Raw genomic sequence first — 26,033 nt, 5'->3', positions numbered from 1 at the left:
GCGCACGTTACGGCCCTTCCGTCCGAATCGCTCGCCGACCTAGAGTTGAGTGGAATACGCTCAAGTCTCCGGGCGCTGTACCTCGCGGATCCGCATTCTCTGGAAAGTTCGATCAGGGGAGCTCATGAACGCCGAACGTCTGACCACCAAGAGCCGCGACGTGATCACGGGCGCGGTCGCCGATGCCAACCAGCGCGGGCACGCCACCGTCGAGCCGTGGCACCTGCTGCTGTCGCTGCTCGACACCGGCGGATCCACCGCACCGGCCCTCCTTCGCGCGGTCGGTGCCAACCCCGCGGACGTACGCCGCGCCGCCGCCCGAGCGGTCGAGCAGCAGCCCTCCGCCCGGGGCTCCAGCACCGCCGAGCCCAGCCTCTCGCGCGAGTTCGTCAACGCCATCGGTGAGGCCGAGTTGATCGCCAAGCCGCTCGGCGATGAGTACGTGTCCACCGAGCACCTGCTCGCCGGCCTGTCCCGGGTCGGCGGACCGGTCGGCGCGGCCCTGCACGACGTGGGCGCCAACGAGGAAGCCCTGGTCGCGGCGTTCCCGTCCGTGCGCGGTGGCGAGCGCCGGGTCACCAACCAGGACCCGGAGCAGACCTACAAGGCGCTGGAGAAGTACAGCGTCGACCTGACTGCGCAGGCACGCGAAGGCAGGATCGACCCGGTCATCGGGCGGGACGCCGAGATCCGTCGCGTGGTGCAGGTGCTGTCTCGGCGTACCAAAAACAATCCGGTCTTGATCGGTGAGCCTGGTGTCGGCAAGACCGCGATTGTCGAAGGCCTGGCCCAGCGCATCGTGGCCGGTGACGTGCCCGAAACGCTGCGGGACAAGAAGCTGGTCTCGCTCGACCTCGGCGCGATGGTCGCCGGCGCGCAGTACCGCGGCCAGTTCGAGGAGCGGCTCAAGAGCGTCCTCGAGGAGATCCGCAATTCCAACGGCCAGGTCGTGACGTTCCTGGACGAGCTGCACACCGTCGTCGGCGCCGGCAAGGGCGAGGGCTCGATGGACGCCGGCAACATGCTCAAGCCGATGCTTGCCCGCGGTGAGCTGCGCATGGTCGGCGCGACCACACTGGACGAATACCGCGAGCACATCGAGAAGGACCCGGCCCTGGAGCGCCGCTTCCAGCCGGTCGTCGTCGGTGAGCCCACGGTTGAGGACACCATCGGCATCCTGCGCGGCCTGAAGGGCCGTTACGAAGCCCACCACCGGGTGCAGATCACCGACGCTGCCCTGGTCGCGGCCGCCGCACTGTCCGACCGCTACATCAGCGACCGGTTCCTGCCGGACAAGGCCATCGACCTGATCGACGAGGCGGCCTCCCGGCTGCGCATGGAGATCGACTCCCGGCCGGTCGAGCTGGACCAGCTGCAACGACAGGTCGACCGGATGCGGATCGAGAAGCTGGCGCTGGAGAAGGAGACCGATCCGGCGTCGATCGCCCGCCTCGAGCGCCTCGAGCGGGACCTCGCCGACCGCGAGGAGGAGCTGACCGCCCTCAACGCCCGCTGGGAACGCGAGCGCGGTGGCCTCAACCGGGTGGGCGAGCTGAAGAAGAAGCTCGACCAGACCCGCGCCGACCTGGAACGCGCCCAGCGCGAGGCTGACTGGGAACGGGCGTCCCGCCTGCAGTACCAGGAGATTCCCGCGCTGGAGACGGAGATCGAGAGCGCCTCGGCTGTTGAGGACGAGAAGACCGAGCCGCCGATGGTCAAGGAGGAGGTCGGCGCCGACGACATCGCCGAAGTCATCGCTTCCTGGACCGGCATTCCGGCCGGCCGGATGATGGAGGGCGAGACCGCCAAACTGCTGCGGATGGAAGAGTCACTGCAGGCCAAGGTGGTCGGCCAGGCCGAAGCCGTCGCTGCCGTGTCGGGTGCTGTCCGCCGGGCCCGCGCCGGCGTCGCCGACCCGGACCGGCCCACCGGAAGCTTCCTCTTCCTCGGCCCCACCGGCGTCGGCAAGACCGAGCTCGCCAAAGCCCTCGCCGGCTTCCTCTTCGACGACGAGCGGGCCATGGTCCGCATCGACATGAGCGAGTACGGCGAAAAGCACTCCGTCGCCCGCCTCGTCGGTGCCCCACCCGGGTACGTCGGCTACGAGGAGGGTGGTCAGCTCACCGAGGCGGTCCGGCGTCGGCCTTACAGCGTGGTGTTGCTGGACGAGGTGGAGAAGGCGCACCCGGACGTGTTCGACGTGCTGCTGCAGGTGCTCGACGACGGCCGGCTCACCGACGGTCAGGGCCGTACGGTCGACTTCCGCAACGCGATCCTGGTGCTGACCTCCAACCTGGGTTCGTCGGTCAGCTCCGACTTCACCCTCGGCGAGGACGAGCGTCGTGAGGAGGTCATGGCGTCCGTACGCGGGCACTTCAAGCCGGAGTTCCTCAACCGGCTGGACGACATCGTGGTCTTCCACGCCCTGACCGCACAGGACCTGGCCGCCATCGTCGACATTCAGCTCGGCCGGCTGCGGTCCCGGCTCGCGGACCGCCGGCTCAGCCTGGACGTCACCGAGGCGGGGGTGCTGTGGCTGGGCGAGCACGGGTATGACCCGATCTACGGCGCCCGGCCGCTGCGCCGGCTGGTGCAGTCGGCGATCGGCGACTCGCTGGCGAAGGCGCTGCTCGCGGGGGAGATCGTCGACGGGGACACGGTCCTGGTGGACCTGAACGATCAGAAGGATGGGCTGCGCGTGACCCGCGCTGTCGCCTGAGCAAAAGGGCCCCCTCGGGTGGGAGGGGGCCCTTTTCGCTATCTGTTGTTCGCCGTCCGTTGGCGGTAGGCATGGGTCATCAGGATGTCCGTGACGGTGTGCTCGCCGTCTTCGGACCAGATCTTGATGCCGTCGCGGTGGAGCTGATATCGGACGTCCTTGTAGCGGGTCCTCGTGTCGTCGTGGTGCACGACGGTCAAGGTGTCTGCGTGGGGCATGGGACTCACCGGTCCTAACGGGTTTGGGCGGTCGCGGCATGGACACGCGACTCGCGAACTAGGGCGCCCTGATCCGGTCTGCCTCGGCCCCAGCGATAGGTGAGCGGGGGCGGCGACTCGGTCGGGCAACCGACGGCGCCGAGGGTTTCTGTTGCCTGCGGCGCGCCACGAGATGGAAGTGTATGAGGCGGGATCGACTCCTGTCGCCCCTCAAACGAGCGACCTATTTCATCCGATTTCGTCCTACGTTGGGCGATGTTGCCACACATCCCGCGTCGCGTCCTCGGGTCCGCAGATCTCGCGCCAACCCGATACCGTGAGTGGATCTAGAAGGGAGCGCCGATGTACCCCGGAGTACCGGCACCGCTTTCACGCCCCACGGTCGTGACCGTTTCGTCGTACCTGCTGTATGCCACTGCTGCGGCGTCCCTGATCGCCTCGGTGCTGTCGCTGGTCACCGTCTCGACCATCTCGGACGTCTACAGCGACCTTTACAGGGGCACGAGCCAGCAGGGCACCGAGTCATTCATCGTCGTGGTGAGCGTCATCGGCGTGGCTATCAACGTCCTCATCGCCGCCGGCCTCGCCATCCTGGCGATTTTCAACAACCGGGGTCGGCAGGGCTCCCGCGTCACCACCTGGGTGGTCGGCGGCATTTTCCTCTGCTGCAGCGGATTCGGCCTGCTCGGCACCGCTGCGACCAGCGGCATGAACCTCGACACCACTTCCACCGGCGGACCCAGCGCGCGGGAACTGGAAACGGCGATGAACAACGCCCTGCCCAGTTGGTACATGCCGCTCAACACGACGCTCACCGTCCTGATCGTGCTGGCGCTGCTGGGCGCCCTCATCCTGCTGATGCTGCCGGCCGCGAACGCGTACTTCCGTAAGCCGCAGGCTGCCTGGGACCCGTCGATGCCGTACCCCTACCCGGGTTACCCGCAGGCCGGCCAGCCGCAGGGCTACCCCGGATACCCGCAGCCTGGTTACCCGCAGCCCGGCGGTCAGCCCGGTTACCCGCAGCCCGGTTACCCGCAGCAGCCTGGTTATCCGGCAGCGCCCGGGCACCCCGGTTACCCGCAGACGGGCGACCCGCTGACGGGTCAACCGCAGTCCGGTGGGTTCACAAATACTGGGCAGCCGGCTTACCCCGGCAGTGCTGAGCCGACGCCGCCGCCGGTCGGCGGTTCGCCGCACGCCGGCAGCGTGCCGGCGACCGACCCGTGGGGCGTGCCGGCACCGTCGCCGTCGCCGTCGCCGTCGCCGGCACCTTCGCCGTCGCCGTCGCCGTCGCCGTCGCCGTCGCCTGAGCCGTCGTCTACTCCGCCGCCTGCTGACCCGACCGCGCCGCCGGCAGTGCCGGACGCCACGCCGCCGGCAGCGCCGGATCAGCCCGGACACCGGCCGGCCGACCCGTCCTGACCAGGGCTGGCTGACGCACCACCTTCGGTTATCCACACGCCGCCGGGTAAGCCCGGCGGCGTGTGTCGTGTCCGGGTAGGTTCGTCCGCAACGGATCACCGGGAGACCTTTTATGACGTACGCAGTGCAGCCCGCACCCCCCGCGGCGCCCCGCCGCCCGGCCTCCGTCGGCTTCGCCGCCGCCCTGCTCATCGTCATGGCGGTGGTGGGCCTCGCTTATGCCGTTGTTGCGGTCACGGTGGCGCCCGGCACGGTCGACCGGTTCCGTGCAGCAGCCGGCGCTGGCGAGGACGTCGACGGCATGGTCACCGTCCTGTGGATCATCGCTGCCATGGGCGCGATCCTGGCCATCATCCTGTTCGCCCTGTACGTAGTGCTTGCCCTGGGACTGCGTCGAGGCAGCAACGGCATGCGCATCGCCAGCCTGGTGGTGTGTGGGCTGGGCGTGTTTGGGGGCTGTGCGTCTGCCACGACGACAGCTCTGCAGAACGGCGGCGGCGGGGCGTCGGGATCGCTCGGCCGGGCGCTGTCGGACGCGTACCCGGACTCGTGGCTCACCCTGAACGTGGGGCTGGGGCTGGCTCAGCTGGTGGGCTACGTGCTGGTGGCCGTACTGCTGCTGGTGGCGCCGCGGGAATTTTTCGGTAAGGCTCCCAAGCCCGCCCAACCGGCGCCGTTCGTTCCCGGGGCTGTGGCAGGAAGCGGCTACGGCGCGGCGCCGGCCGGATTCCCGCAGGGCGTGCCGGTTTACGGGGCGCCGTATCCGTCCGCTCCCGGTGTGGTGCCGCCTGGCGTCGGGCTTTCCGGAGCTGCCCATCCCGCGCTCCCCGGAGCTGCCCACCCCGCGCTCCCCGGAGCTGCCCACCCTGCGTTCCCCGGAGCTGCCCACCCCGCGCTTCCGGGAGCTGCCCATCCCGCGTCCCCGGAGGAGCCGAGTCCGTGGGCTGCGCCGCGGCCGATGACGCCGACCGCCCCCGAGCCCGTTTCCGACCCGTCGCCCGCCCGGCCTTCACCGTCTGTGACGAACGTCCCGCCCGCAACGATCTCTGTGGGGGAGCCGCGCGGCACCGAGTCGGATTCGCCCTCTGTGGCGCCAGAGTCGCTCTCTGCAGAGAACGCTGCATTTCCCTCGACGGTGGCGGAGTCCACATCGAATATTTCCGAGGGAAGTGACGGGTCTGAATCGGCCTCGCACCACCCCGATGTGTCTTCTCCCGAGCAACGGTCCAGTTGATCAAGGCTGCGACATCGACGGTGATGGGTCACCCGAACGGGTAGCGTTGTGCGACGTGAGTCTGATTACTAACGCTGACTGGTTGGGCTGTCCCTGATAACGGGCAGATGTGCGCCGATGACATCGGTGTCAGTGCGTACTCGGTTGATGACCGTCGTTGTCTCGGACTGCGAGACCAGCACCCGCCAAAGGCGCTTTGAGCTGCATCTATGCCCTGAACAGCGGAGTGGCAGCGTAAAGTTCTGTTAACAATATTTCCTGTTACTCACGAGTTAACTACATGTGTCAATCGTTCCTTTCCGCCCTGCCAGGGCAGATCGTTCCAGTTTTCGTCTAGCCAGTACGCTCGATGTCATGGAAGCCCACCACGACCTGCGTAAATTCATCACTGAATTGCCCGTCGCGCAGCGTTGTGCCGTGCTTTCATCGGGTCGTGAAGGCGACTGTGACGCACCACCGCACCGTGTAACCGTGCACTACACGGTGGGTTCAGTGAGCGGGCGGCCGCTGGTTCGCCGGCGTACTGATCGCGAAATTGAAATGTGGGGTCCCTCACTCCCGGGGTGGGGATCGAGGAGCTCGACGGCGATGGACAGCGACCAGACGGCGGCTGAGGCGTTGCAGGAGGCAGAGACCGAAGTCGGTGTCGCGGAATTGGTGGATCGGGGTGCAGGCGCCGCCGTGCGGGGTGCCGGACTGGCGTACCGATCAACCTGCCGTTCGATCGACTTCGGCCTTACGGCCTGAAAGTCAGCCGGTTCGTTCCTGCACACATGCAGGAGAATCGATGCAGTTGGTGGAAGGATGGAGATCGTGGGAACTGCGTTGGCGGAAATGACAATGCCTCAGATCTCGCCGCTGGCCGGCGAGCCTATTGAACGTGCGGATGCGGAGCGGTTGGCCGGGGTGCTCAAAGCACTCGCGGACCCCGCTCGCCTCCGGCTGCTCAGCCTCATTCAGTCCGCTACGGACGGTGAAGCGTGCGTCTGCGACCTCACCGCTCCGCTGGGGCTGTCGCAGCCGACCGTGAGTCACCACCTGCGGATCCTGACCGAGGCAGGCCTGCTCGAGCGCGAGAAGCGTGGCGTGTGGGCGTACTACCGCCTGGTCCCGACGGCGATCGCCACGATCGCGGACCTGCTCACCCCGCCGCGCAAGCGGGCCACGAAGAAGGCCCGCTGACGTCGGACGAGTTCGGGAAGGCTCGTCCCGCCAGGACGGGTCGAGGCTCGTCCTGATTGGACGGGCCGCGGGGAAGGCCCGCTGCCACGGAACTGCCGCTCGGCAGCACCGTAAGGCGGGTCGCGGAGGTACCTCGCCGACGTCAGCCAGTCGCCGACGTCCGTGGCTCACCCACGGACTGCTGAAGCGACTGCCCTGACGACGGGCCCACCGAGGGAGAGGCCCGCTCCGACCTGACGGGCCACGGGCAGGCCCGATCAGGGGAGGGCGGGCGGCGCGCTGCACGTTCGGCGCGACTCGTCACCGACGAACAGCTACGCTCCGCCGGCCGGCAGCAAGGCCGCCGACCGGCAGAACTGGGCACGGCAACCGGCAGGAAGAGTGCCAAGTCGGCCGCGACCGGCGAAACGGCACGCCAGCCGGGACAGTCGAGCCGGCAAGCCCTGATACAACGGGCAGCAGAAGCAGGAAGCTCGGATACCGCGAGTTGGCAGTGGCAAGACCGTCGGACATCGGCGGATTTAGGTGCCTGGCGTCACCGGTCATCGAGCGTGACGCCAGGCGGGACACCTCCATCAGGATCCACCCCCGAGGACCCGAGGAGTCGACGGTTGAACTACGTGCCCGGTGATCTGCGCGACCAGCTCGCGCACGTGGGCTACGACGTGGTCCAAGCCGGCCTGGTCTGCGGCTCGGGCGGCAACCTGTCCGCCCGGATCCCCGACGAGGACGCCTGCTGGGTGACCGCTAGCGGCACTTGGCTGGATCGGCTGAGCCGCACATCATTCGCGCCGATCCGCATCGCTGACGGTGCACCCGCGACGTTGGGCGCCGGCGCCCTGCCGGCCCCCCGGCTGGCACCGACCAGCGAACTGGCGTTGCATCTGGCGCTTTACCGCGCGCGTCCAGACGTCAACGCGATCGTTCACCTGCACCCACAGACGGCCCTCCTGTTGGACGCCCTGGGCGAGCACATTCGGATCGTCACCACCGACCACGCCTACTATCTGGCTCGCGTCTCGACGGTGCCGTTCCGGCTGCCCGGCGGCGCCGAGGTGGCGGCGCTGACCGCGGCGATGGCTGCAGACGGCACCAACTGCCTGGTGCTGAGCCAGCACGGGTGCGTCGTCATGGCGGACACCGTGGAGCTGGCCCACAAGCGGGCGCGCAACCTCGAAGAGGCCGCCCAGCTCACCTACCGGGCGCTGACGCTGGGGCGTCTCGACAGCCTCCGCGAGGTGCCGGAGGAATTCCTGGACCGGCTGGCCGGTCCCGAGCCGGTCTCCGTCTGACCGCGGCGGCGCTGGCTCCGCGGCGCCGTCACCTCGTCGGTGTCGAACTCAGCGGCATGCGACGGCCGGCCACCGAAGTGGCCGGCCGTTTGCCGCTTGATCAGGCCTGATGCCGCGGCCGGTGTCGTCGCGAGTCGTCCTCATCGCCGCCGTATCCACCGCTCGCCTGGCCGTAGCCGCCGGTCTGGCCGCCGTAGGTGCCGGATCCATAACCCGGCTCTGCGCCGTGACCAGGCTCGGATCGGGAGCCATGCTCCGGGCCGTGCTCGTGGTGGTGGACGACCTCGTCCGCAATGCCGGCGACGGTGGCCGCGGCGACCACGCCGATAGCGGTTGCCGGGCCGGCCTCCTCAGGCTTGCCCTCCGCGGCGGCGCGCTTCTTTGCCTTGCGTTCGCGGATGATCTCGATGAGGATCGGCAGGATCGAGATCAGGATGATCAGGGCCACGACCGGCAGAATGTAGCGGTCGATCTTGTCGCCGATCGCCTTGTAGATCCGGTCGGCCAGCAGGTAGCCGATCAGCACGATGCCGTCGCACCACAGGATCGCGCCGACCACGTTCCAGAGGAAGAACTGCTTGGCGGGCATGCCGAGGGTGCCGGCGACCGGATTGAGGAAGGTCCGGACGATCGGGATGAAGCGGGCCAGCACCACGGCCTTCGCCGGGCCGAACTTCTCGAAGTAGAACTCGGCCTTCTGCACGTACTCCCGCTTGAACAGCTTGCTGTCCGGCCGGTCGAACATACGGCGGCCGTACTTGGCGCCGAGGAAATGGCCGAGTTGGGCGCCGATGATCGCGCACAGCGGCGCACCGATGAGCAGACCGATCAGCGACAGCCGGGTGCCGTCGCCAAAGATGGCGTCGGCCACCGGTGACGCGGCCACACCCGCCAGGAACAGCAGCGAGTCCCCTGGAAAGAAGAAACCGACCAGAAGGCCGGTTTCCGCGAAGAGGATCGCCCAGACCCCGATCAACCCGAAGTTTTGCAACAGGTCCTTCGGGTCCATCGGGTTCAGAGCAAGCTGCTCGGTGAGCGCACTGTAAGTCACGAGAAGGAAGGGTACCGGCACCCGTCGCGCCGGCAGCTGTATGAATGCTGTGGATTACAGTCGGGGATCCACCGGCTCCGACTCCGCAGCCAGGATGGCGAACACCAGTTCGTGCACTCGCCACAGCGGCGCGCCCTCGCTCAACCGGTCCAGTGCGGCAAGCCCCAGGCCATGCTCACGCAGCGCAAGGCTGCGCTTACGCCCTAGGTGTCGCTGGCGAAGCCGCTCGAGCTGTTCGGGGCGGGTGCACTCCGGTCCGTAGATGATCCGCAGATACTCCCTGCCGCGGCATTTCACCCCCGGCTGTACGAGCTGTCCCTTACTAGTGGTGGCGCCGAGTCCCGCGTACGGCTTGACGACCATGCCCTCACCGCCGGCTGCGGTCAGCGCGAGCCACCAGTCGGTCGCCGCCTGTTCCGCCGCGGGATCGGCGAGGTCCACGACCATTCGGCGGGTTGGCGTGAACAGGATCGGGTCCGCCGCGACAAGCCGGTCCGCGATGTCGAGGTGCCAGCCGTGATCCTTGTCCTTGTGGCTGACCCCAGGCCCCGCAAGGACGGCGAACGGCGCCAGAGTCACGCCGGTCAGACCGTCGGTCGGCTTGACGTAGGCACGGTAGGCCGCCGAATAGCCGGCGATCTCCGCCGCCCGGAGCTGAATGCGGTCCCGGAGATCGCCAACGTCGAGCCCGCGAGCCGCCACCCGGTCCAGCACGGACAGCGCGGCGGGGAGAGCGGCTCGTCCGGCGGCACCCACGCCGGCGTACCGGTCGCGGATCAGGCCGTCCGCCTTTGCCGACCAGGGCAGCAGTTCGCTGTCGAGCAGCAGCCAACCCTCATCGAGCAGACCCGCGGTGACTGCGGCGGCGCGGACCTTGGTCAGCATGGCCTCGTTGCGGGCGGCGTCGAAGAACGGCCGCCCGGTGCGGGTCCAGATGGCGTCGCCCGCCCCGTCCTTGGAGACGCGTACGACTGCACGTGACCCCATGTGCTTCTCCTCGCACACGACGGTGCCGACACCCGCCGACCGCAGATCGGCGAACGCCGTCGACGGGTGTTCGAGGTAGCCCTCGACCGTCGCCGTCGAACACGGTGCCATCGTGGGCGGCAGCCACACCAGCGTTTCCGGGGCCAGCGCGAAGCGGCTCATCACTTCGAGTGCGGCGGCGGCGTTCTCGGCGGCGACCGTGGTGCGGCCGTACCCGTAATCGAGGTGTCGCCGGCCGGTCACGTCCGCCAGGTCGAGGCCTTCGTCGGGCCGGGTGTTTTCGGCGACGAGCGGGCGGACCGGGGCGTAGTACTCCCGGGCGGCCGGCACGGAGACCAGCTCGCGGGCCGGCCAGCGCAGCGCGGTGAGCTTGCCGCCGAAGACGCAACCGGTGTCGAGGCAGATCGTGTTGTTGATCCACTCCGGTTCCGGGGTGGGGACGTGGCCGTAGACGACGGCTGCCGAACCGCGGTAGTCGCGGGCCCACGGGTAGCGCACGGGCAGGCCGTACTCGTCGGTCTCGCCGGTCGTCTCGCCGTACAGTGCGAAAGAGCGCACCCGGCCGGAAGCGCGACCGTGGTAGGCCTCCTTGAGTCCCGCGTGGGCGACCACCAGCTTGCCATCGTCGAGCACATAGTGGCTGACCAGGCCGTCGATGAACTCCCGGACCTCGGTGACGAACTCGGGCGGCTCAGTTTCGAGCTGCGCCAGCGTCTCGGGGAGGCCGTGGGTGAGCTGCACGTTGCGGCCGTTGAGCTTGCGGGCGAGCTTCTGCTCGTGGTTGCCCGGCACGCAGATCGCCGAGCCGGCCTTGACCATGGTCATGACCAGGCGCAGCACGCCCGGCGAGTCCGGGCCGCGGTCGACCAAGTCGCCGACGAAGACCGCCGTGCGGCCCTCCGGGTGCACCGCGGAGTCGCCCGAAACGGCGTAACCCAGCGTGGTGAGCAGCTCGTCCAGCTCGGCGCGGCAGCCGTGGACGTCACCGATGATGTCGAACGGGCCGGTCAGCTCACGCTTGTCGTTGAACAGCTTCTCGGGGCGGATCGTCGCCGCCTCGATCTCCTCGATGCCGCGCAGCACGTGGATCTTGCGGAACCCCTCGCGGGCCAGCTGACCGAGTGACTTGCGCAGGTCGCGGTGCATGCGGGTGAGGACCTGGCGGCCGAACGTACGGTCGTCGCGTGCCTGAGTGCGTTCCCAGGCCAGCGCTTCGGGTACGTCGAGCACGATGGCGACCGGCAGCACGTCGTGCTCCCGGGCGACCTTGACCAGCCCGGCGCGCGCGTGCGACTGCAGGTTGGTGGCGTCCACGACGGTGAGCCGGCCCGCGGCGAGCCGCTTACCGGCCACGTAGTGCAGCACGTCGAAGGCGTCACCGGACGCCGACTGGTCGTTCTCGTCGTCCGCGACCAGCGCACGGAAGTAGTCGGAGGACAGCACCTGGGTCGGCAGGAAGTGCCGCCGGGCGAAGGTGGACTTGCCGGATCCGGAGATGCCGACGAGCGCCACGAGGGAGAGCTCAGGGATATCGAGCGCGGTCATGCGGCCTCCTTCCGGGTGAAGATCGCCAGCTGGGTGGGGTTTCCGTACGTGTCGTCGGTGTCGCCGACGCCCCGCAGACTCACGTCGTAGCCGTGCGCTGCGGCGATGCGCGCGGACCATTCCGCGAACTCGGCGCGGGTCCATTCGAAGCGGTGATCGCTGTGCCGCATCCCGGTCAGGCCCTCGTAGAGCACGTTGTATTCCACGTTCGGCGTGGTCACGACGACCGTCGCGGGCCGGGCGTGGCCGAAGACCGACGCTTCCAAGGCGGGTAGCCGGGGCGGGTCGACATGCTCGATGACCTCCATCAGCACCGCGGCGTCGTAGCCCTTTAGCCGGTCGTCACGGTAGGTCAGCGCCGACTGCCACAGTTTGACCCGGTCACGCTGCCGTTCCGGAACCCGGTCGAGGTGCAGACGCTGGTGGGCGAGGTCCAGGGCCCGGGAAGACACGTCGGTACCGACGATCTCGGTGTAACGCTTGTCCTTGATCAGGGCGCCGAGCAGGGCACCACCGCCGCAGCCGAGGTCCAGCACCCGAGCGGCCCCCGACTCGGCGAGCGCAGCCACGACCGCCTCCCGGCGCTGCACCGCGAGTGACTGCTTCCGCGCCACCGGCAGCTCGGCTTCCTCGTCGGCGCCGGTGTCCTCGGCAACGTCGACGGTGTCTCCCTCGGTGCGGTCGAGCTGCTCCAGCGCGCTCGTGGCGTACGAGCGGCGGTGAGCCAGATAGCGGCGGGCGATCAGTTCCTTCTCCGGGTGCCCGGCCAACCAACCCTCGCCCGCCCGCAGCAGCTTCTCGATCTCGTCCGGGGCTACCCAGTAGTGCTTGGCGTCGTCGAGCACAGGCAGCAGCACGTACAGATGATTGAGCGCTGCGGCGACCGTGAGGTCACCGGAGAGACGAAGATCGACGTAGCGGCTGTCGCCGCCGAGCTCGAGCTCCAGTGGGATGGGTGCCGCCGTGACGCGCCAACCGAGCGGGCCGAACAGGCTGGTGACCAGCTCGGTCGTGCCCCGCAGCACGGGAACGTGGATCTCCAGCGGGAGCGGCGTCGCCGCCAGCTCCGGCCGGTCCTTCGACTCGCCACGCAGGGCGCTGCGGAACACCTTGGCAAGCGCGCTCGCCAGCAGGCTGGACGCCGCATACGGCCGGTCGTTGACGTACTGGCCCAGCGTGAACGACTCCGGCGCCGACTGCTGCCGGCGACCACCGCGTGCGGCGCTGAGCCGTTGGGGGTCCACGTCGAGCAGGAGTGCGGCGGTGCAGCGGTCGTCGGCCGAGTCCGGGAACAGGACGTGGGCCGTACCGGTCGGCACGTCGAAGGAGTGCACCCGGTCGGGGTGCTTGACCAGCAGGAAACCGAGGTCGGTCGCCGGCCGGTGCGTGGTCGTCAGGGTGAGCAGCACCGACTGATGATCGCAGCGCCGGACCCCACCCAGCGACCGATTTGCTGGTCAGCTCGGTCGGCGACCGAGCCGCAGCAGCGCGGCACCCAGCACTACGAGCAGCAGCCCCGGCAGCACCGTCGGACCACTGATCGCCAGGCCGCCGCCCGCGCCGCTGCTGGCGGCGCTGATCCGTAGCTTTCGCGTGGTGCCGAGCAGTTCGCCTTCGAAGCGCACCCGTGCGGACCCGCCGGTGAACCCCTTGGCCGCCGTCAGCCGGAACACGAACGTCCGGGCCCGGCCCGCGGCCAGGGGGGAGTCACCCGGGTAACACACCCACTCCCGGCCGCCGGTGCCGAAGCAGCGCTTGTCGGCCTTCGCCACGGTGACGCCCTTCGGCAGGGTCAGCCAGGCAATCGTCTGGGTATCCGGGAACAGCTGAGGGTAGAGCGTGCCCGGCCCGCGGTTGGTCACGCCGAACCGCATCGTCGCGGTCTTTCCCGGTGCGACGTGCGCTGCGGGCACGGAGGCGACCAGTGCGGGCCGCCGTGCTCCCTTCACGGTGAAGGTCACCGTCGCGTTGTCGTTGCCTTCGTTCACGTCGACCTGCGGGACTTCGGCGGAGTTCGCCAGCGGCACCAGAGTGAGCGGTGCGCCACGGCCCGGCTTGCCCTGAATGGAGGGGAATCTCGTCTTCAGGTCTTCGTAAGCGGCGAGCGTCAACCAGCTGAGCCCGACATAGGTCCGGCTTCCGGCTGCCGCGTCGCCGGGCGTGAGCAGGGAAAGCGGAGTTCGGAGAGCATAGGTGCGCCCAGGCTGGAGGACGGTGTCGAAGCCGCAGAAGACCTGGTAGGCGTAGAAGCAATTCCGCGCATCGGTGCCGATGAGCCGGGGGTCGGCCGGGGAGATCTGCAGGACCGTGCCCTTGACCGGTGCTTTGCCAACATTGCGCACCCGGGACGCGACCCGGACGGTCCGGCCGGGGGCGGCGGCCACCTTCGCGTTGCCCAGGGTGGACAGGTTGACGCTCTCGCCGATCCGGACCTGCGAGGTACTGGTGGTGACCGGACCGTCGTCGACCTGGGCGGTCACCTTGATCCGCCCCGCGTCGCCCTTCTGCGCCGCCGAGGTCGGATTCACCAAGAAGTCGCCCAACTGGATGATCCAGCCCGCAGTGGGCGTGATCCCGGTCCGGCGACAGTGCAGGACCGTCAGCCGAAGCTTGCAGGGGGACTCATCGGTCGCGGCGGCGACCACGTCGACCGAGTTGAACCCGGCGAACGTGAACTCGATCAGGTCGGAGACCTCGGTCAGGTCGATCGCATACGTGATGCGGTGCGGCCGGGCAGGCACCTCGCGCTGCGCGAGCACGCCGTGGAGGTTCGCCTCGAAACTGTTCTCCGGTGTGCCTGGCGCGATGGTGATCGGTTCGAGCACGGTGTTGAGCCGAAGTGCCGTCGCCGCCGAAGCGGGAGCGGCCGGAGCCACGACCACGGCGAGGACCACCGCCACGAACAGGGACGAAAGACGGCACGAGCGCATGATCGGAGACTAAAGCTCCGATTAGTGCTGGATGATGCAGTTTTAGCGGTAATCGTCCTCAAGCTCGACGATGCGGTCCAACTCGTTGCCGTTCCAGTCAGATCCGGCGGTCACCTCAGCGTCCTCGCTGTCGAACCGGCCGGGCGCCGCCTCGGTGGCCTGCTCCACCGCATCGGCCTCGGGCGTTTCCAGGCTCACACTGCTCGGGTACGTCATCGTCGCCTCCCCAGTTGCGTCGCACGCACCTTCATCGTGCCGGGTCCCCGGTCGTCACGGTGGGTAAACCGGTACGCGATTTCCTCCCCCCGCCCGGGCTGCGCGATACTGCCTGCTGGAGGGCCCACTCCCGTCTGCAGATCAAGGAGCGCAACCGATGCCCATCGCTTCCCCTGAGGTCTACGCCGAGATGCTCGACCGCGCCAAGGCCGGCGCATTCGCGTACCCCGCGATCAACGTCACGTCGTCGCAGACCCTCAACGCCGCCCTGCAGGGATTCGCCGAGGCGGGCAGCGACGGCATCATCCAGATCTCCACCGGCGGCGCCGAGTACGTCTCCGGCCCGACCGTGAAGAACATGGTCACGGGCGCGGTCGCGCTGGCCGAGTTCGCCACCGAGGTCGCCAAGCACTACCCGGTGAACATCGCGCTGCACACCGACCACTGCCCGAAGGACAAGCTCGACAAGTTCGTCCGCCCGCTGCTGGCGATCAGCAAGGAGCGCGTCGACAACGGCAAGGCACCGCTGTTCCAGTCGCACATGTGGGACGGCTCGGCCGTACCGCTCGACGAGAACCTGCAGATCGCTGAGGAGCTGCTGGCCCTGTCGGCGGCCGCGCACATCATCCTCGAGATCGAGGTTGGCGTCGTCGGCGGCGAGGAGGACGGCGTCTCCGCCGCGATCGACGACAAGCTGTACTCGACCGTCGAGGACGGCCTGGCTACCGCTGCCGCGCTCGGCCTGGGCGAGAAGGGCCGCTACATGACGGCCCTGACCTTCGGCAACGTGCACGGCGTCTACAAGCCGGGCAACGTCAAGCTGCGCCCGGAGATCCTGAAGGAGATCCAGCAGGCCGTCAGTGCCAAGAGCGGCAAGGAGAAGCCGTTCGACCTGGTCTTCCACGGCGGCTCGGGCTCACTGCTCTCCGAGATCCACGGCGCCCTGGACTACGGCGTGATCAAGATGAACATCGACACCGACACGCAGTACGCGTTCACCCGCCCGGTGGCCGACCACATGCTGCGCAACTACGAGGGCGTCCTCAAGGTGGACGGCGAGGTCGGCAACAAGAAGCAGTACGACCCCCGCGCCTGGGGCAAGCTCGCCGAAAACGGCCTGGCGAAGCGGGTCGTCGAGGCCTGTGAGCACCTGCGTTCGACGGGCACCACGCTCGCGAAGTAATCCCATCGATGGTGGCCGGTCCTACGAAGGTGGGGCCGGCCACTGTCGTGTTGGGACTCCCCGCGTACCCATGGGTACGATCGTCTCTGGCTCACAGAGGCGGTGATCTTGCTCGGCATCGAGGGTTACGCACCGGAGTGGCACTACGAAGCCGGTGCCCTCGCCGCCGTCCACCGTGCACGTTTTGCCCGGCTGATCGGCCGGAAACTCCTGCACGGCTGGCTCATGTGGGACCTGGCGGAACGCGGCTGGTTCGCCGACGGGCCGGTGGTCCTCGGCTTCGGCGGCGCCAACGTCGAGATCACCCACCGCAAGTTCGACGAGTGTGCGATCACCTGGAACCAGGTCGACATGACCGCCGACATCGACTGGTACGCCACCGGCATCCAGCTCGACTGGCGCGCTGACCCGCACGCCGCCCTGCGCAACGCCCGCGGGCGGGTGCTGCGCGAGGTCAACATCGTCGAGCGGACGACGGTGGCGCCGTGGCGACCCCGCATCCTGCACGCCGTCGAGTTCCTCTTCGACGGGGCGCGACTCGCGGTCTACAACGCGATGGACGAGAACGGGCTGACCGGCGTACCCGAAATGGATCTGCCCGTGACCAGCTGGCGCCGCGTCCACGTCGCCTGACCTCAGTCGCAGCCGCCCCCGCCGCCCCCGCTGCTGCCTCCGCTGTCACAGCTGCCGCCGCTGTCGCCCCACGAGCCGCCACCGTCGAACCAGGTGCCGCCGCTGTCCGACGACCGACGGGACTTGGCAGGGCGCCGGGCAGACACGAGAGCCAACGCCACCACCAGAACGATCACCACCACGAACGCGATCATCATCATGGCCGCAGTGTGACCTATCGGTGCCACACCGCAACAAACTAGGTGCCCAGGGCAGCCATCGCCTCGTCCAGCGAGTCCGTCACCACGAGCAGATGCGACTGGTCGCCGTGCGGAGATCGAGCCAGGAGCGGCCTGAGCAGGGCCTCCACCGGCAGCTCGGCCCAGTGCCCGACACCGAGAAAGACAAAAGCGCCAGACGGTCCATCCGTACGGTAGAAGGTCTTCGTGGCGGCCTGGAACACCTCCTGCACCGTGCCAGCCCAGCCCGGCGCGAAAACGATGCCGCCGCGGGACAGCCGCAGGATGGAGTCCTCCCGAACCGCGTTCGAGAAGTACTTGCCGATCTGGCCCGCGAAGAGGTTCGCCGGCTCGTGGCCGTACAGCCAGGTCGGGAGCGACAGGCCGCCGTGGGTGAGGTGCCCGACCACGTCGTGGGCGACGGCGGCCGGCACCGGGTATTTTGCCCGGACCGCAAGCGCGGCCGCGGTGAACGGCTCATGATCGCGAAAGTCCGGGACGGGCGCGAGCTGGTCGATCGCGGTCGACAGCTCGGCCTCAGAGCGGGTCGCGAAATACGCGCCCAGGTTGGCCGCCTCCATCACGCCCGGCCCGCCACCCGTCACGACCAGGCGACCCGCCGCGGCCAGGCGGTGCGACAGCGTCGCCGCCATTCGGTACGCGTCCGAGCCACGCGGTTCGGCGTGCCCACCCATGATCCCGACCGCGCCGCGCTGACCGTGCGCCCCGAACCACGCGGCCAGCGCTTTGCCCAGGGCGTTGTCGATCCCGGCGTCGTGCAGTCGTTGGGCGATCGCCTCCCGCAAGTCCGGTGCCGCACCGCCGTGCTCAAGAAAATGCTGGTAGACGCGGGTGTCGTACATTCCGGCGAAGCCGTCCTGGGCGAACCCGAACGACAGGTCCTCCGGGGTGTACAGCAAAGCGGGATGCGTCGGGTACGGCCGCGCATCGAACGGCGGGATCAGGTGCGCACCCCGCCGGATGAGATCCACTTCCACCTCCGCCGAAGCCACCTTGCAGCCGACGAACAGGGTGCCGTCGACGTCGACCTCCGTGAGGTCGGGCGGGTTCAGGTCAAGCCGCAGCCCCAGAACGATCAGCCCGGCCAACGACCGCTTAGCCAGATGGGTGTCGAACTCGGCCCGCGACTCGACCTCGAACTCGGTCGCATCGAACGGATGGGAGAGGTCACCGAACATCTGAGTAGGGTAGCCAGCGTGCGAAAAGCCTCAGGATCGTTGTTCGGGCTGGCCTACGGGGACGCGCTCGGTAAACCGACCGAATTTCAGGAGTACGCGACAATCGTGGCGCGGTACGGCCCCGCCGGACCGACCGAACTCGACGGCGATCCGGCGCTCGTCACCGACGACACGCAGATGATGCTCGCGGTGGGGGAATCGCTGCTGTCCCTCAGCCCCTTCACCGCGGCCACCTACGAGCCTCCGCTCCGGAAGGCGTTTCTCGCCTGGGCGAGCAGCCCCGACAACAATCGGGCGCCCGGCATGACCTGCCTGCGGGCCTGCGCCGACCTGACAGACGGGCGGCCCTGGCAGCGGGCATCCCAGCTCAACTCCAAGGGGTGCGGAGCGAACATGCGGGTCACGCCGCTGGGCTTGGCGCCGGGGCTGACCGAGGACGAGCGGGCCGGCGGGGCGCAACTGCAGGCCGGGCTGACACACGGCCACGCGACCGGGCTGGCGGCGAGTGAGCTGACCGCTTTCGCCGTACGGTGGCTGGCCGACGGTCTGACCCCCCGGGAGCTGGTGGCCGCCCTCCGCGACCGATGCGCCATCCAGCGCGGAATCTATCGCGAAGACTGGCTCGGCGACCTCTGGCAGCGACCAGGGGTGGACAGCCCGGAGCAGTTCATCACGCGCGGCTGGGACGAGACGGACGCAGCACTGGCCCGAGTGACCGACGCCCTGCGCCGCGGCGCCACCCACGGCGACCCCTGCCTCGCGACCGGCGCCGGCTGGATCGCCGAAGAAGCCCTCGCCACAGCGCTGTACTGCTACCTGATCTCGCCCGACGAACCGGTCCGGGTGCTCGGCCGGGGCGCGGCCTCGTCCGGCGACTCGGACTCGATCGCCTGCCTCGCCGGAGCCTTCGCCGGCGCGGCGCTCGGCCTGGCAGCCTGGCCGCCGGAGTGGCAGGAACGCATCGAATACGCCACCCGGCTGCGGGCGCTCGGCGACGCCTGGGACTGAGCGCAGGGCGGGTCCGGTTGAATAGGGACATGCAGAATCTCCTTCCCGAGCCCCCGGCCACGAAGCTGCCCGCCGACGAGGCAGCTGACGCGGCGCTGGCCGAGGCGGCAAAGTCCGGAACCGACGAGGCATACCAGGAGGTGGCGGCGCGGTTCCCGACCTTCAGCGGGGGCTGGGCGGCGCTGGCCCAGAACGCGCTGGCCGCGCAGCAACCGGTGACGGCATACGCGTACGCCCGTACCGGCTACCACCGCGGACTGGACGCCCTGCGCCGCAGCGGCTGGAAGGGACACGGCCCGGTGCCGTGGGAGCACGCGCCCAACCAGGGCTTCCTGCGCTGCCTGCACAGCCTGTCGCTGGCGGCAGCGGCGATCGGCGAAGCGGACGAGGCAGCCCGCTGCGCGCAGTTCCTTCGCGACAGCGACCCGGCGGCCGCCGACGCGCTTTCCTGAGCCTGCTGACCGTTGCTGCTTGGGCCGCTTTGGCGGTGCTGCCCGGCCGGGGCTGGCGCTTTGGTGGTGCTGCCCGGCCGGGGCTGGCGCTCTGGCGCTGGTGCCGGCCGGGGTTGGCGTTCATGGGCTTGCTGCCGAGGCCGAGGCCGGCCTGGGCAGCAAATGCTCGTTGCTGCTGGCGTTCGCAGCCCGGCTTTCTTGGGGCAGCTCCCCTCCGGTGACCGCGTTCCTAGAGGCCTTCGGCGACAGCTGCCGCGATCTTGAGCCAGGAGTCGCGGGTGCCGCTGGAGAGCTGGCCGTAACGCAGCGGCTCACCCGAGTCGATCAGCTTCTCGTAGGGCGCCAGCAGCACTGCCCGGGTGCGGGCCGCGAAGTGGCGTTGGATCGCCGGCAGGTCGATGTCCTTGCGAGTGGGTGGCATGGTCACGACGCTGACCGCTTGCCGGACCAACCGCTGCCGCCCGCTCTGCTCCAGGTGGTCCAGCATGCGTGCGGCCGTCTCGGCGGAGTCGTTACGCGCCGACATCGTGATCACCAGCTGGTCGGTGGCGTCCATGGCCGCCTGCCAGTTCTGCGCCCGGACATTGTTGCCGGTATCCACGAAGATCAGCTTGTAGAACCGGCTGACGATTTCGCGGATCTCCGCGAACGCACTGGCCGTGAGCATCTCACCGGCGGTGGCCGACTCGTCGGACGCCAGCACGTCGAACATGCCCTCGCCCTGCGCCCGCACATACTGCGACAGGTCGCCGACGCGCCCGTGTGAGCCACGGAAGAGGTGCAGGTCACGCATCATGTCGCGCACCGTACGGGCGTGGAAGTCCTGTTGGGCACGCATGCCGAGAGTGCCCTGGGTCTCGTTGTTGTCCCAAGCCAGAACGTAACCGCCACGCTTCTGCCCGAACGTCATGGCCAGCAGTAGCACGGCGACCGTCTTCCCGGCGCCGCCCTTCGGGTTGACGACGGTGACCTGGCGCAGGCCGCCGAAGTTACGCCGGACCATTTCGACGTCCTGCTTGTACTCCTGCTCGCGTTTGCCGGGTGCCAGACGGACCAGGCCCATCGTCCCCCGCTGCAGCATCGCCCGCGCACCCATGGTCGCCACCGGCTCGGCCGGCTTCGCCAGCCGGCGCCGCGCGAACTCCTCCGCTGTCGGAGTGCCGTCAGACACCCAAGGCAGCTGCTGGTACGGGTCGACCGGCGGCGGATTCTGCCCGGATACCGGCGGCTGCGGCGGCACGACGGCTGGTGGGAACGGCCCCGGCACGTGCTGCTGCCCCTTGTCCCGCCACGACACAGGCGGTCCGGGCTGCGGTGCGGCGGGAGCTCCGGGCTGCTGCGGTGCCATGGGGGTCGTGGGCGGTGTCGCGGGGAATCCGGGCTGTGGTGGCATCGGCCGAGCTTGATGTGCGCCGGGTCCTGCGTCCGTAGGAAATCCACTGTGCGGCGCGGGTCCGCCTGTCGGTCCGGGTGGGCCGGTTCGCGGTTCAGCTGGGCTGGCCTGCGCTGTGGGCGGGCCGGTGTGGGATGTGAGCGGGCCGGTTGGGCTGGCCTGCGCTGTGGGCGGGCCGGTGTGGGATGTGAGCGGGCCGGTTGGGCTGGCCTGCGCTGCGGTCGGGCCGGTGTGGGATGTGAGCGGGCCGGTTGGGCTGGCCTGCGCTGTGGGCGGTCCGGTCGGCGGCGTTGCTGGTCCGGAAAGGGTGTCCCAGGCGTTGACGTCGGAGGGCGTCGAGGATGCGGGTCCGGCCTGAGCTGGGCCAGCGGAAGGCTTTGCGGCCTCTGGTGTGTGTGGTGGAGTCGGGAGGCTGCCCGGCTCGTCGTGGTGTGGAGCAGTCTCGGCACCGGAAGGTGCCGGTGAGTTGGCGCCCGCCGGCACGGGGCCGGGGCGGTACACGGCTCCGATGCTGCGCGGCTCGCTGCCGTTCTCGTCGGGTCGCTGCGGCGTAGCCGTGGGATAGAAGATGAGCTCTTCGGACACGGAGTCGGTGGCCTCGGGGCTGCTGGTCGCCGTCGTCGGTACGGATGGTCCGACACCGGAGGTCGGAACCGGCGCAAAGCTGGCGCGGCCCTCGGCGGGAAGGACAGCAGGGCGTTGCGGTGGTTGCGCCCACGGGGATTCGGCCGCATGACCGGACCCGGTGTCGCTGGTCTTCGCCGCGCCGGTGGCCGAGCCTGGCTTGTCTGCAAGCGGCGCGGTTGCGGCTGTAGGCAGCACAGTGTTGTTGTCGGGCAGCGCAGCGTCAATGAACGGTGCAGTCTCACCGGACGGTGCAGCGTTGGTGGTGAACGGCGGCGCAGCACCCTTGAACGGCGCAGCGTTACTGAACGGCGCGGCGTCGTCGTTGAATGGCGGCGCGGTGACGGGAGCGGGCGGCACAGCCGCCGAACCGGTCGCGGAAGCATCGGCAGAGGTGCGATCCGCAGGGCGGTATAAGCCGTGATCGCCGGTTTGCGGCGTACGAGGCGGGACTGGCGGCGGAAGGTGCAAGGTCGGCGACGCCTCGTGTGGCACTGGCCGACCGCCGTGAATCGGGGCGGCCAGGTCTTCTGGCGGCCAGAAGGGCTCGACGTCCCGGTCGGGCGGCGAGCCGTTCGTACCCGGGACGTAGACGCGTTCGGCGTTCTCGTCCTCCACGGATGTGACCTCCAGCGTTGCGGCTTCGTACCTGCGTGCTATCCCAGACTCGCACAGAGATTCATACCGCGTACACCGCCCAAGCGCCCGGTTCGGTCCACCAGGAGCGTTTGCGAGACATGGTTCCCGCCACACCGTCGTCGAGGAACTGGAGTTCGCCGTCGCGGGGGAGTACGGCGACTGCTCGCCCGTGGGCTCGGCGTACTTCGATGCGTACCGTCGGCTTCTTGAATCGCTGCTTGGTCACGACCGGGACGGCGACCGCGACCTCGACCCGACCGTCGGTGGGGTTGCCGGCGGCGAGAAGTTGCAAGCCGTCGAACTCGGCATAGCCACGACTGTTACCGATTGCGCAGGCGAGAACACCCTCGGTGCCGTCGGTGAGCACTGCATCGTCGACCTCGACCCGACCGCGCCACGGCACCGCCCGCCCGGCGTCGTCGACGCCGCCGACCAGTGCACCGTCGATGGTGACCGAGCCGCCGTCGTTGCGGAGCAGGTCGAGGCGGCGCACTCGGCCGCCCAGCACCGCAGCCGCCACCTTGGCCGGCTCCCGGGGTAGGCCCAGCTGGGCGGCCAGGTCGGTCTGGTCGTGCGGGTTCAGCGGCAGGATCGCCACGGGCGGAAGATCCGGCACCGTACGGTTCTCGGCCAGGTCACCGGGCCGTTTGCTGGGTGGCGGCGCATACCGTCGAACCAACCGGCGGATCACCGCTCGGAGTTGACCGTCCGCTGCCGTGGCGACGACTAGCCGGAGCTTGGTGTCCGGATCAGGCCAGGCGAGCCCGTCTTCCCGTGGCGCGGCGTCGAACCGGGCGAGCACCGCGTCGATGTCCGCATCCGAGGACGCGACGACGGTCTCGACCCTTGCCCCGGCCTCGACCAGCGCATCCGCGCATTTCAGCACCGGCACGCGGGGGGTCTCACACGCCTGAGGCCCGCCCGTGCCGCAAGCCAACGCGTGGTCGCCCGAACTGGCGGCGTGGTCGCCCGCGCTGGCGGCGTCGTCGCTCGCACTGGCGGCGTGGTCGCCCGCGCTGGCGGCCGCGTCGTTGGTCGTTCCGCAGCCGCCGCAGGCTGCACCGCATGCTCCGGCCGCTGAGCCGCCGCCCTCGGCGAGGCTGAGCAGGATGACGTCGTACACAGGTCAGGCCTCGCTCAGCACCGAGTGCCGCTCGATGACCTCTTCGCGGCCGGGGCCGACGCCGACGACGGAGATGCGGGCGCCGATCCGGCTCTCGACGTACTCCACGAAGCGCTGGGCGTTTTCCGGCAGGTCGTCGAATCGGCGTGCGCCGCTGATGTCCTTCTTCCAGCCGGGCAGGGTTTCGTAGATCGGCACCGCGTGGTGGAAGTCGGACTGGCTCACCGGCATCTCGTCGTGCCGCACGCCATTGACGTCGTACGCGACGCAGACCTGAATCTCGTCGAGTCCGTCGTAATTGTCCAATTTGGTCAATACGAAGTCGGTGACGCCGTTGATGCGCTGCGCGTAGCGACCCATCACCAGGTCGAGCCAGCCGATCCGACGGGGGCGGCCGGTGGTGGTGCCGTACTCGTGGCCGACCTCGCGCAGGTGGTCACCGGTCGCGTCGTGCAACTCGGTGGGGAAGGGGCCTTCGCCGACCCGACTGGTGAACGCCTTGAGCACCGCGACGACGCGATCGACCCGGGTGGGCGGGATGCCGGAGCCGGTGCAGGCGCCGCCGGCGGTGGCGTTGGAGCTGGTCACGAATGGGTAGGTGCCGTGGTCGACGTCGAGCAGCGTCGCCTGGCCGGCCTCGCAGAGCACGACCTTGCCGGCGTCTAGCGCCTCGGACAGCTCCAGCGCGGTGTCGGCCACCATCGGCCGCAGGCGCTCGGTGTATGACAGCAGCTCGGCGATGACCTCTTCCGGCTTGATGGCGCTCCGGTTGTAGATCTTCGACAGCACCTGGTTCTTGAACGACAGGGCCGCCTCGACCTTCTGCCGGAGGATCGACTCGTCGAACAGGTCCTGGATGCGCACGCCGAGCCGGTTCATCTTGTCGGCGTAGGTCGGGCCGATGCCGCGGCCGGTGGTGCCGATCCGTCGGGCGCCGAGGAACCGCTCGTTGACCTTGTCGAGCGAGCGGTTGTATGACGCGATGACGTGGGCGTTGGCGCTGATCCGCAGCTTGGAGGTGTCGATGCCGCGCGCCTCGAGGCCGTCGATCTCCTGGAACAGCACGGCGAGGTCGACGACGACGCCGTTGCCGATCACCGGAGTGACGTGCGGGGTGAGGATGCCGCTCGGGAGAAGGTGCAGGGCGTACTTCTCGCCCTTGATCACCACGGTGTGGCCGGCGTTGTTGCCGCCGTTGAACTTGACCACGTAGTCGAGCCGGTCGCCCAGCAGATCCGTCGCCTTGCCCTTGCCCTCGTCGCCCCATTGGGCGCCGACCAACACGATCACCGGCACTTGACTGACGCCTTCCGTTGACACACGTCGTACGCGGAGAGGCCCGGGTACTGCCGAAGTTTACGTGACCCTGGCCCGGACCGGCGTCCGGTTGTCCACAGGTCGGACGGGTTATCCACAGGCTGGGGCAGTTATCCACAGGGGGTGAGTCCGCTGTTGCTGCGCGTGCATTGTGGAGCTGTGGACGACCGCAGGCGTGATCGTCGGCAGCCCGTAGGATCTGCGGCGTGCGTGTACTTCTGATCGGATCCGGCGGACGTGAGCATGCCCTCGCCGTCGGCCTCGCTGCGGACCCTTCGGTGGACGACATCATCGCGGCCCCGGGCAATCCCGGCATCGCTGCGGTGGCGAAACTCCGGGAGGTGGTGGTCACCGACGCTGCGGCAGTTGCAGAGTTGGCCGTCGAGGTCGCTGCTGACCTGGTGGTGATCGGCCCCGAAGCGCCACTGGTGGCGGGTGCGGCCGATGCCGTGCGTGCCAAGGGAATCGCGTGTTTCGGCCCGAGCGCGGCTGCGGCCCAGCTGGAGGGCTCCAAGGCCTTCGCCAAGGAGGTCATGGTCGCCGCCGGCGTGCCGACCGGCCGATCCGCCACGTGCACGACCGAGGGCGAGGTCGGCGCCGCGCTCGCCGAGTTCGGCCCGCCCTATGTGGTGAAGAACGATGGCCTCGCCGCCGGTAAGGGTGTGGTGGTCACCGATTCCCTCGCCGTGGCCCGGCAGCACGCCGAGGAGTGTGGCCGGGTCGTCATCGAGGAGTTCCTGGACGGTCCCGAGGTGTCGCTCTTCGTGGTCACCGACGGGACGACGGCCGTGCCCCTCATGCCCGCCCAGGACTTCAAGCGGGTCGGCGACGGCGACAGCGGGCCGAACACCGGCGGTATGGGCGCTTATGCCCCGCTGCCCTGGGCGCCGGCCGACCTCGTCGAGCGGGTGCTGGCGGAGACCGTGCAGCCGACGCTGGCCGAGATGCGCCGGCGGGGCACGCCGTTCGCGGGTCTGCTCTATGTCGGCCTGGCGCTGACGACCAACGGCCCTAAGGTCATCGAGTTCAACGCGCGCTTCGGTGACCCCGAGACCCAGGTCGTTCTCGCCTTGCTGGCGTCGCCGCTGGGCGGGTTGCTGCACGCCGCGGCCACCGGCACGCTGGCCGACCTCCCGCCGCTGCAGTGGCGCGAGGGTGCCGCGGTGACGGTCGTGGTGGCGGGCCACAACTATCCGGGCACGCCACGCACCGGAGACGTGATCGAGGGCGGTGAGCAACCCGGCGTGATCCACGCCGGCACGGCCCGGCGCGCGGACGGCGCCCTCGTGTCGGCAGGCGGACGGATCCTCAGCGCGACAGCCACCGGCGCCGACCTCGCGGACGCGCGCACCGCTGCCTACAAGCTGATCGACGGCATCACACTGCCGGGCGCCCACCACCGCACCGACATCGCCCTCGCGGCCGTGGAAGGCCGCATCACAACATGA

22 protein-coding genes are annotated in these 26,033 nt (G+C 69.3%); 11 read left to right on the top strand and 11 right to left on the bottom strand.

The window, feature by feature from the left end:
* Positions 1-124 precede the first annotated feature (124 nt).
* Positions 125-2,719: an ATP-dependent chaperone ClpB gene (clpB, locus tag ACIA1L_RS22800; protein ID WP_396074886.1), complete on the top strand. Its 2,595-nt coding sequence runs from the start codon at positions 125-127 to the stop codon at positions 2,717-2,719.
* Positions 2,720-2,757: 38 nt separating this feature from the next.
* Here the strand turns inward: clpB and ACIA1L_RS22795 are convergent, their stop codons facing one another.
* A complete protein-coding gene (locus ACIA1L_RS22795) occupies positions 2,758-2,937 on the bottom strand; it encodes a hypothetical protein (protein WP_396074884.1) in 180 nt (59 codons plus the stop codon).
* 342 nt (positions 2,938-3,279) lie between these two features.
* On the opposite strand from ACIA1L_RS22795, the gene ACIA1L_RS22790 reads away from it, so the two are divergent.
* From ACIA1L_RS22790 to ACIA1L_RS22770, 5 genes are all read left to right on the top strand, one after another.
* Positions 3,280-4,359 (top strand): hypothetical protein, encoded by a 1,080-nt coding sequence (locus ACIA1L_RS22790; RefSeq protein WP_396074883.1) that lies wholly within the window; start codon positions 3,280-3,282, stop codon positions 4,357-4,359.
* A 112-nt stretch (positions 4,360-4,471) separates the two neighbouring features.
* A complete protein-coding gene (locus tag ACIA1L_RS22785) occupies positions 4,472-5,593 on the top strand; it encodes a hypothetical protein (protein WP_396074882.1) in 1,122 nt (373 codons plus the stop codon).
* 354 nt (positions 5,594-5,947) lie between these two features.
* On the top strand, positions 5,948-6,340 hold the full coding sequence (locus ACIA1L_RS22780; protein WP_396074881.1) for a hypothetical protein: 393 nt from the start codon (positions 5,948-5,950) through the stop codon (positions 6,338-6,340).
* A gap of 57 nt (positions 6,341-6,397) precedes the next feature.
* Positions 6,398-6,775, top strand: a complete 378-nt coding sequence (locus tag ACIA1L_RS22775; RefSeq protein ID WP_014440216.1) for a helix-turn-helix transcriptional regulator — start codon at positions 6,398-6,400, stop codon at positions 6,773-6,775.
* A 620-nt stretch (positions 6,776-7,395) separates the two neighbouring features.
* On the top strand, positions 7,396-8,067 hold the full coding sequence (locus tag ACIA1L_RS22770) for a class II aldolase/adducin family protein (RefSeq protein WP_396075111.1): 672 nt from the start codon (positions 7,396-7,398) through the stop codon (positions 8,065-8,067).
* Between the two features lie 100 nt (positions 8,068-8,167).
* Here ACIA1L_RS22770 and ACIA1L_RS22765 read toward each other — a convergent pair whose 3' ends face one another.
* From ACIA1L_RS22765 to ACIA1L_RS22745, 5 genes are read right to left on the bottom strand one after another with little or no spacing between them, the layout of a single operon-like run.
* A complete protein-coding gene (locus ACIA1L_RS22765) occupies positions 8,168-9,118 on the bottom strand; it encodes a DedA family protein (RefSeq protein ID WP_396074880.1) in 951 nt (316 codons plus the stop codon).
* Positions 9,119-9,172: 54 nt separating this feature from the next.
* Entirely contained in the window at positions 9,173-11,650 is a 2,478-nt protein-coding gene (locus ACIA1L_RS22760; RefSeq protein WP_396074879.1) for a polynucleotide kinase-phosphatase, read from the bottom strand.
* A complete protein-coding gene (locus tag ACIA1L_RS22755; protein ID WP_396074878.1) occupies positions 11,647-13,059 on the bottom strand; it encodes a 3' terminal RNA ribose 2'-O-methyltransferase Hen1 in 1,413 nt (470 codons plus the stop codon). Before ACIA1L_RS22755 ends, ACIA1L_RS22760 begins: the two co-directional genes overlap by 4 nt.
* A gap of 48 nt (positions 13,060-13,107) precedes the next feature.
* Positions 13,108-14,580 carry a hypothetical protein gene (locus tag ACIA1L_RS22750; protein WP_396074877.1) on the bottom strand — a complete coding sequence of 491 codons (1,473 nt, stop codon included), beginning with the start codon at positions 14,578-14,580 and terminating at the stop codon, positions 13,108-13,110.
* A gap of 42 nt (positions 14,581-14,622) precedes the next feature.
* Positions 14,623-14,796 (bottom strand): hypothetical protein, encoded by a 174-nt coding sequence (locus ACIA1L_RS22745; RefSeq protein ID WP_396074876.1) that lies wholly within the window; start codon positions 14,794-14,796, stop codon positions 14,623-14,625.
* Positions 14,797-14,953: 157 nt separating this feature from the next.
* Here ACIA1L_RS22745 and fbaA point away from each other — a divergent pair, with 157 nt between their 5' ends.
* Together fbaA and ACIA1L_RS22735 are read left to right on the top strand one after the other, a co-directional pair.
* Positions 14,954-15,979 (top strand): class II fructose-bisphosphate aldolase, encoded by a 1,026-nt coding sequence (gene fbaA / locus ACIA1L_RS22740; RefSeq protein WP_396074875.1) that lies wholly within the window; start codon positions 14,954-14,956, stop codon positions 15,977-15,979.
* A gap of 102 nt (positions 15,980-16,081) precedes the next feature.
* Positions 16,082-16,612 (top strand): hypothetical protein, encoded by a 531-nt coding sequence (locus tag ACIA1L_RS22735; protein ID WP_396074874.1) that lies wholly within the window; start codon positions 16,082-16,084, stop codon positions 16,610-16,612.
* A gap of 2 nt (positions 16,613-16,614) precedes the next feature.
* Here ACIA1L_RS22735 and ACIA1L_RS22730 read toward each other — a convergent pair whose 3' ends face one another.
* Together ACIA1L_RS22730 and ACIA1L_RS22725 are read right to left on the bottom strand one after the other, a co-directional pair.
* Positions 16,615-16,812 carry a hypothetical protein gene (locus tag ACIA1L_RS22730; protein ID WP_396074873.1) on the bottom strand — a complete coding sequence of 66 codons (198 nt, stop codon included), beginning with the start codon at positions 16,810-16,812 and terminating at the stop codon, positions 16,615-16,617.
* A 38-nt stretch (positions 16,813-16,850) separates the two neighbouring features.
* Positions 16,851-18,029 (bottom strand): LOG family protein, encoded by a 1,179-nt coding sequence (locus tag ACIA1L_RS22725; protein WP_396074872.1) that lies wholly within the window; start codon positions 18,027-18,029, stop codon positions 16,851-16,853.
* On the opposite strand from ACIA1L_RS22725, the gene ACIA1L_RS22720 reads away from it, so the two are divergent.
* Positions 18,009-19,037, top strand: coding sequence for an ADP-ribosylglycohydrolase family protein (locus ACIA1L_RS22720; protein WP_396074871.1), 1,029 nt, complete (start codon positions 18,009-18,011; stop codon positions 19,035-19,037). The genes ACIA1L_RS22725 and ACIA1L_RS22720 overlap by 21 nt on opposite strands.
* 29 nt (positions 19,038-19,066) lie before the next feature.
* Complete coding sequence (locus ACIA1L_RS22715; RefSeq protein ID WP_396074870.1) at positions 19,067-19,489, top strand: DUF3151 domain-containing protein; 423 nt, start codon at positions 19,067-19,069, stop codon at positions 19,487-19,489.
* 229 nt (positions 19,490-19,718) lie between these two features.
* Here ACIA1L_RS22715 and ACIA1L_RS22710 read toward each other — a convergent pair whose 3' ends face one another.
* From ACIA1L_RS22710 to ACIA1L_RS22700, 3 genes are all read right to left on the bottom strand, one after another.
* Positions 19,719-21,392 (bottom strand): chromosome partitioning protein, encoded by a 1,674-nt coding sequence (locus ACIA1L_RS22710; protein WP_396075109.1) that lies wholly within the window; start codon positions 21,390-21,392, stop codon positions 19,719-19,721.
* 793 nt (positions 21,393-22,185) lie between these two features.
* Positions 22,186-23,268 carry a hypothetical protein gene (locus ACIA1L_RS22705; RefSeq protein WP_396074869.1) on the bottom strand — a complete coding sequence of 361 codons (1,083 nt, stop codon included), beginning with the start codon at positions 23,266-23,268 and terminating at the stop codon, positions 22,186-22,188.
* Positions 23,269-23,271: 3 nt separating this feature from the next.
* Positions 23,272-24,564 (bottom strand): adenylosuccinate synthase, encoded by a 1,293-nt coding sequence (locus ACIA1L_RS22700; RefSeq protein WP_396074868.1) that lies wholly within the window; start codon positions 24,562-24,564, stop codon positions 23,272-23,274.
* Positions 24,565-24,791: 227 nt separating this feature from the next.
* Here ACIA1L_RS22700 and purD point away from each other — a divergent pair, with 227 nt between their 5' ends.
* Positions 24,792-26,033, top strand: a complete 1,242-nt coding sequence (purD, locus tag ACIA1L_RS22695) for a phosphoribosylamine--glycine ligase (RefSeq protein WP_396074867.1) — start codon at positions 24,792-24,794, stop codon at positions 26,031-26,033.

Origin of the sequence: Actinoplanes sp. NPDC051859, from assembly GCF_044452725.1 — a bacterium.
Lineage (GTDB): Bacteria > Actinomycetota > Actinomycetes > Mycobacteriales > Micromonosporaceae > Actinoplanes.
The sequence above is the reverse complement of the archived record's forward strand: the minus strand, read 5'-3'. Positions and strand labels throughout refer to the sequence as shown.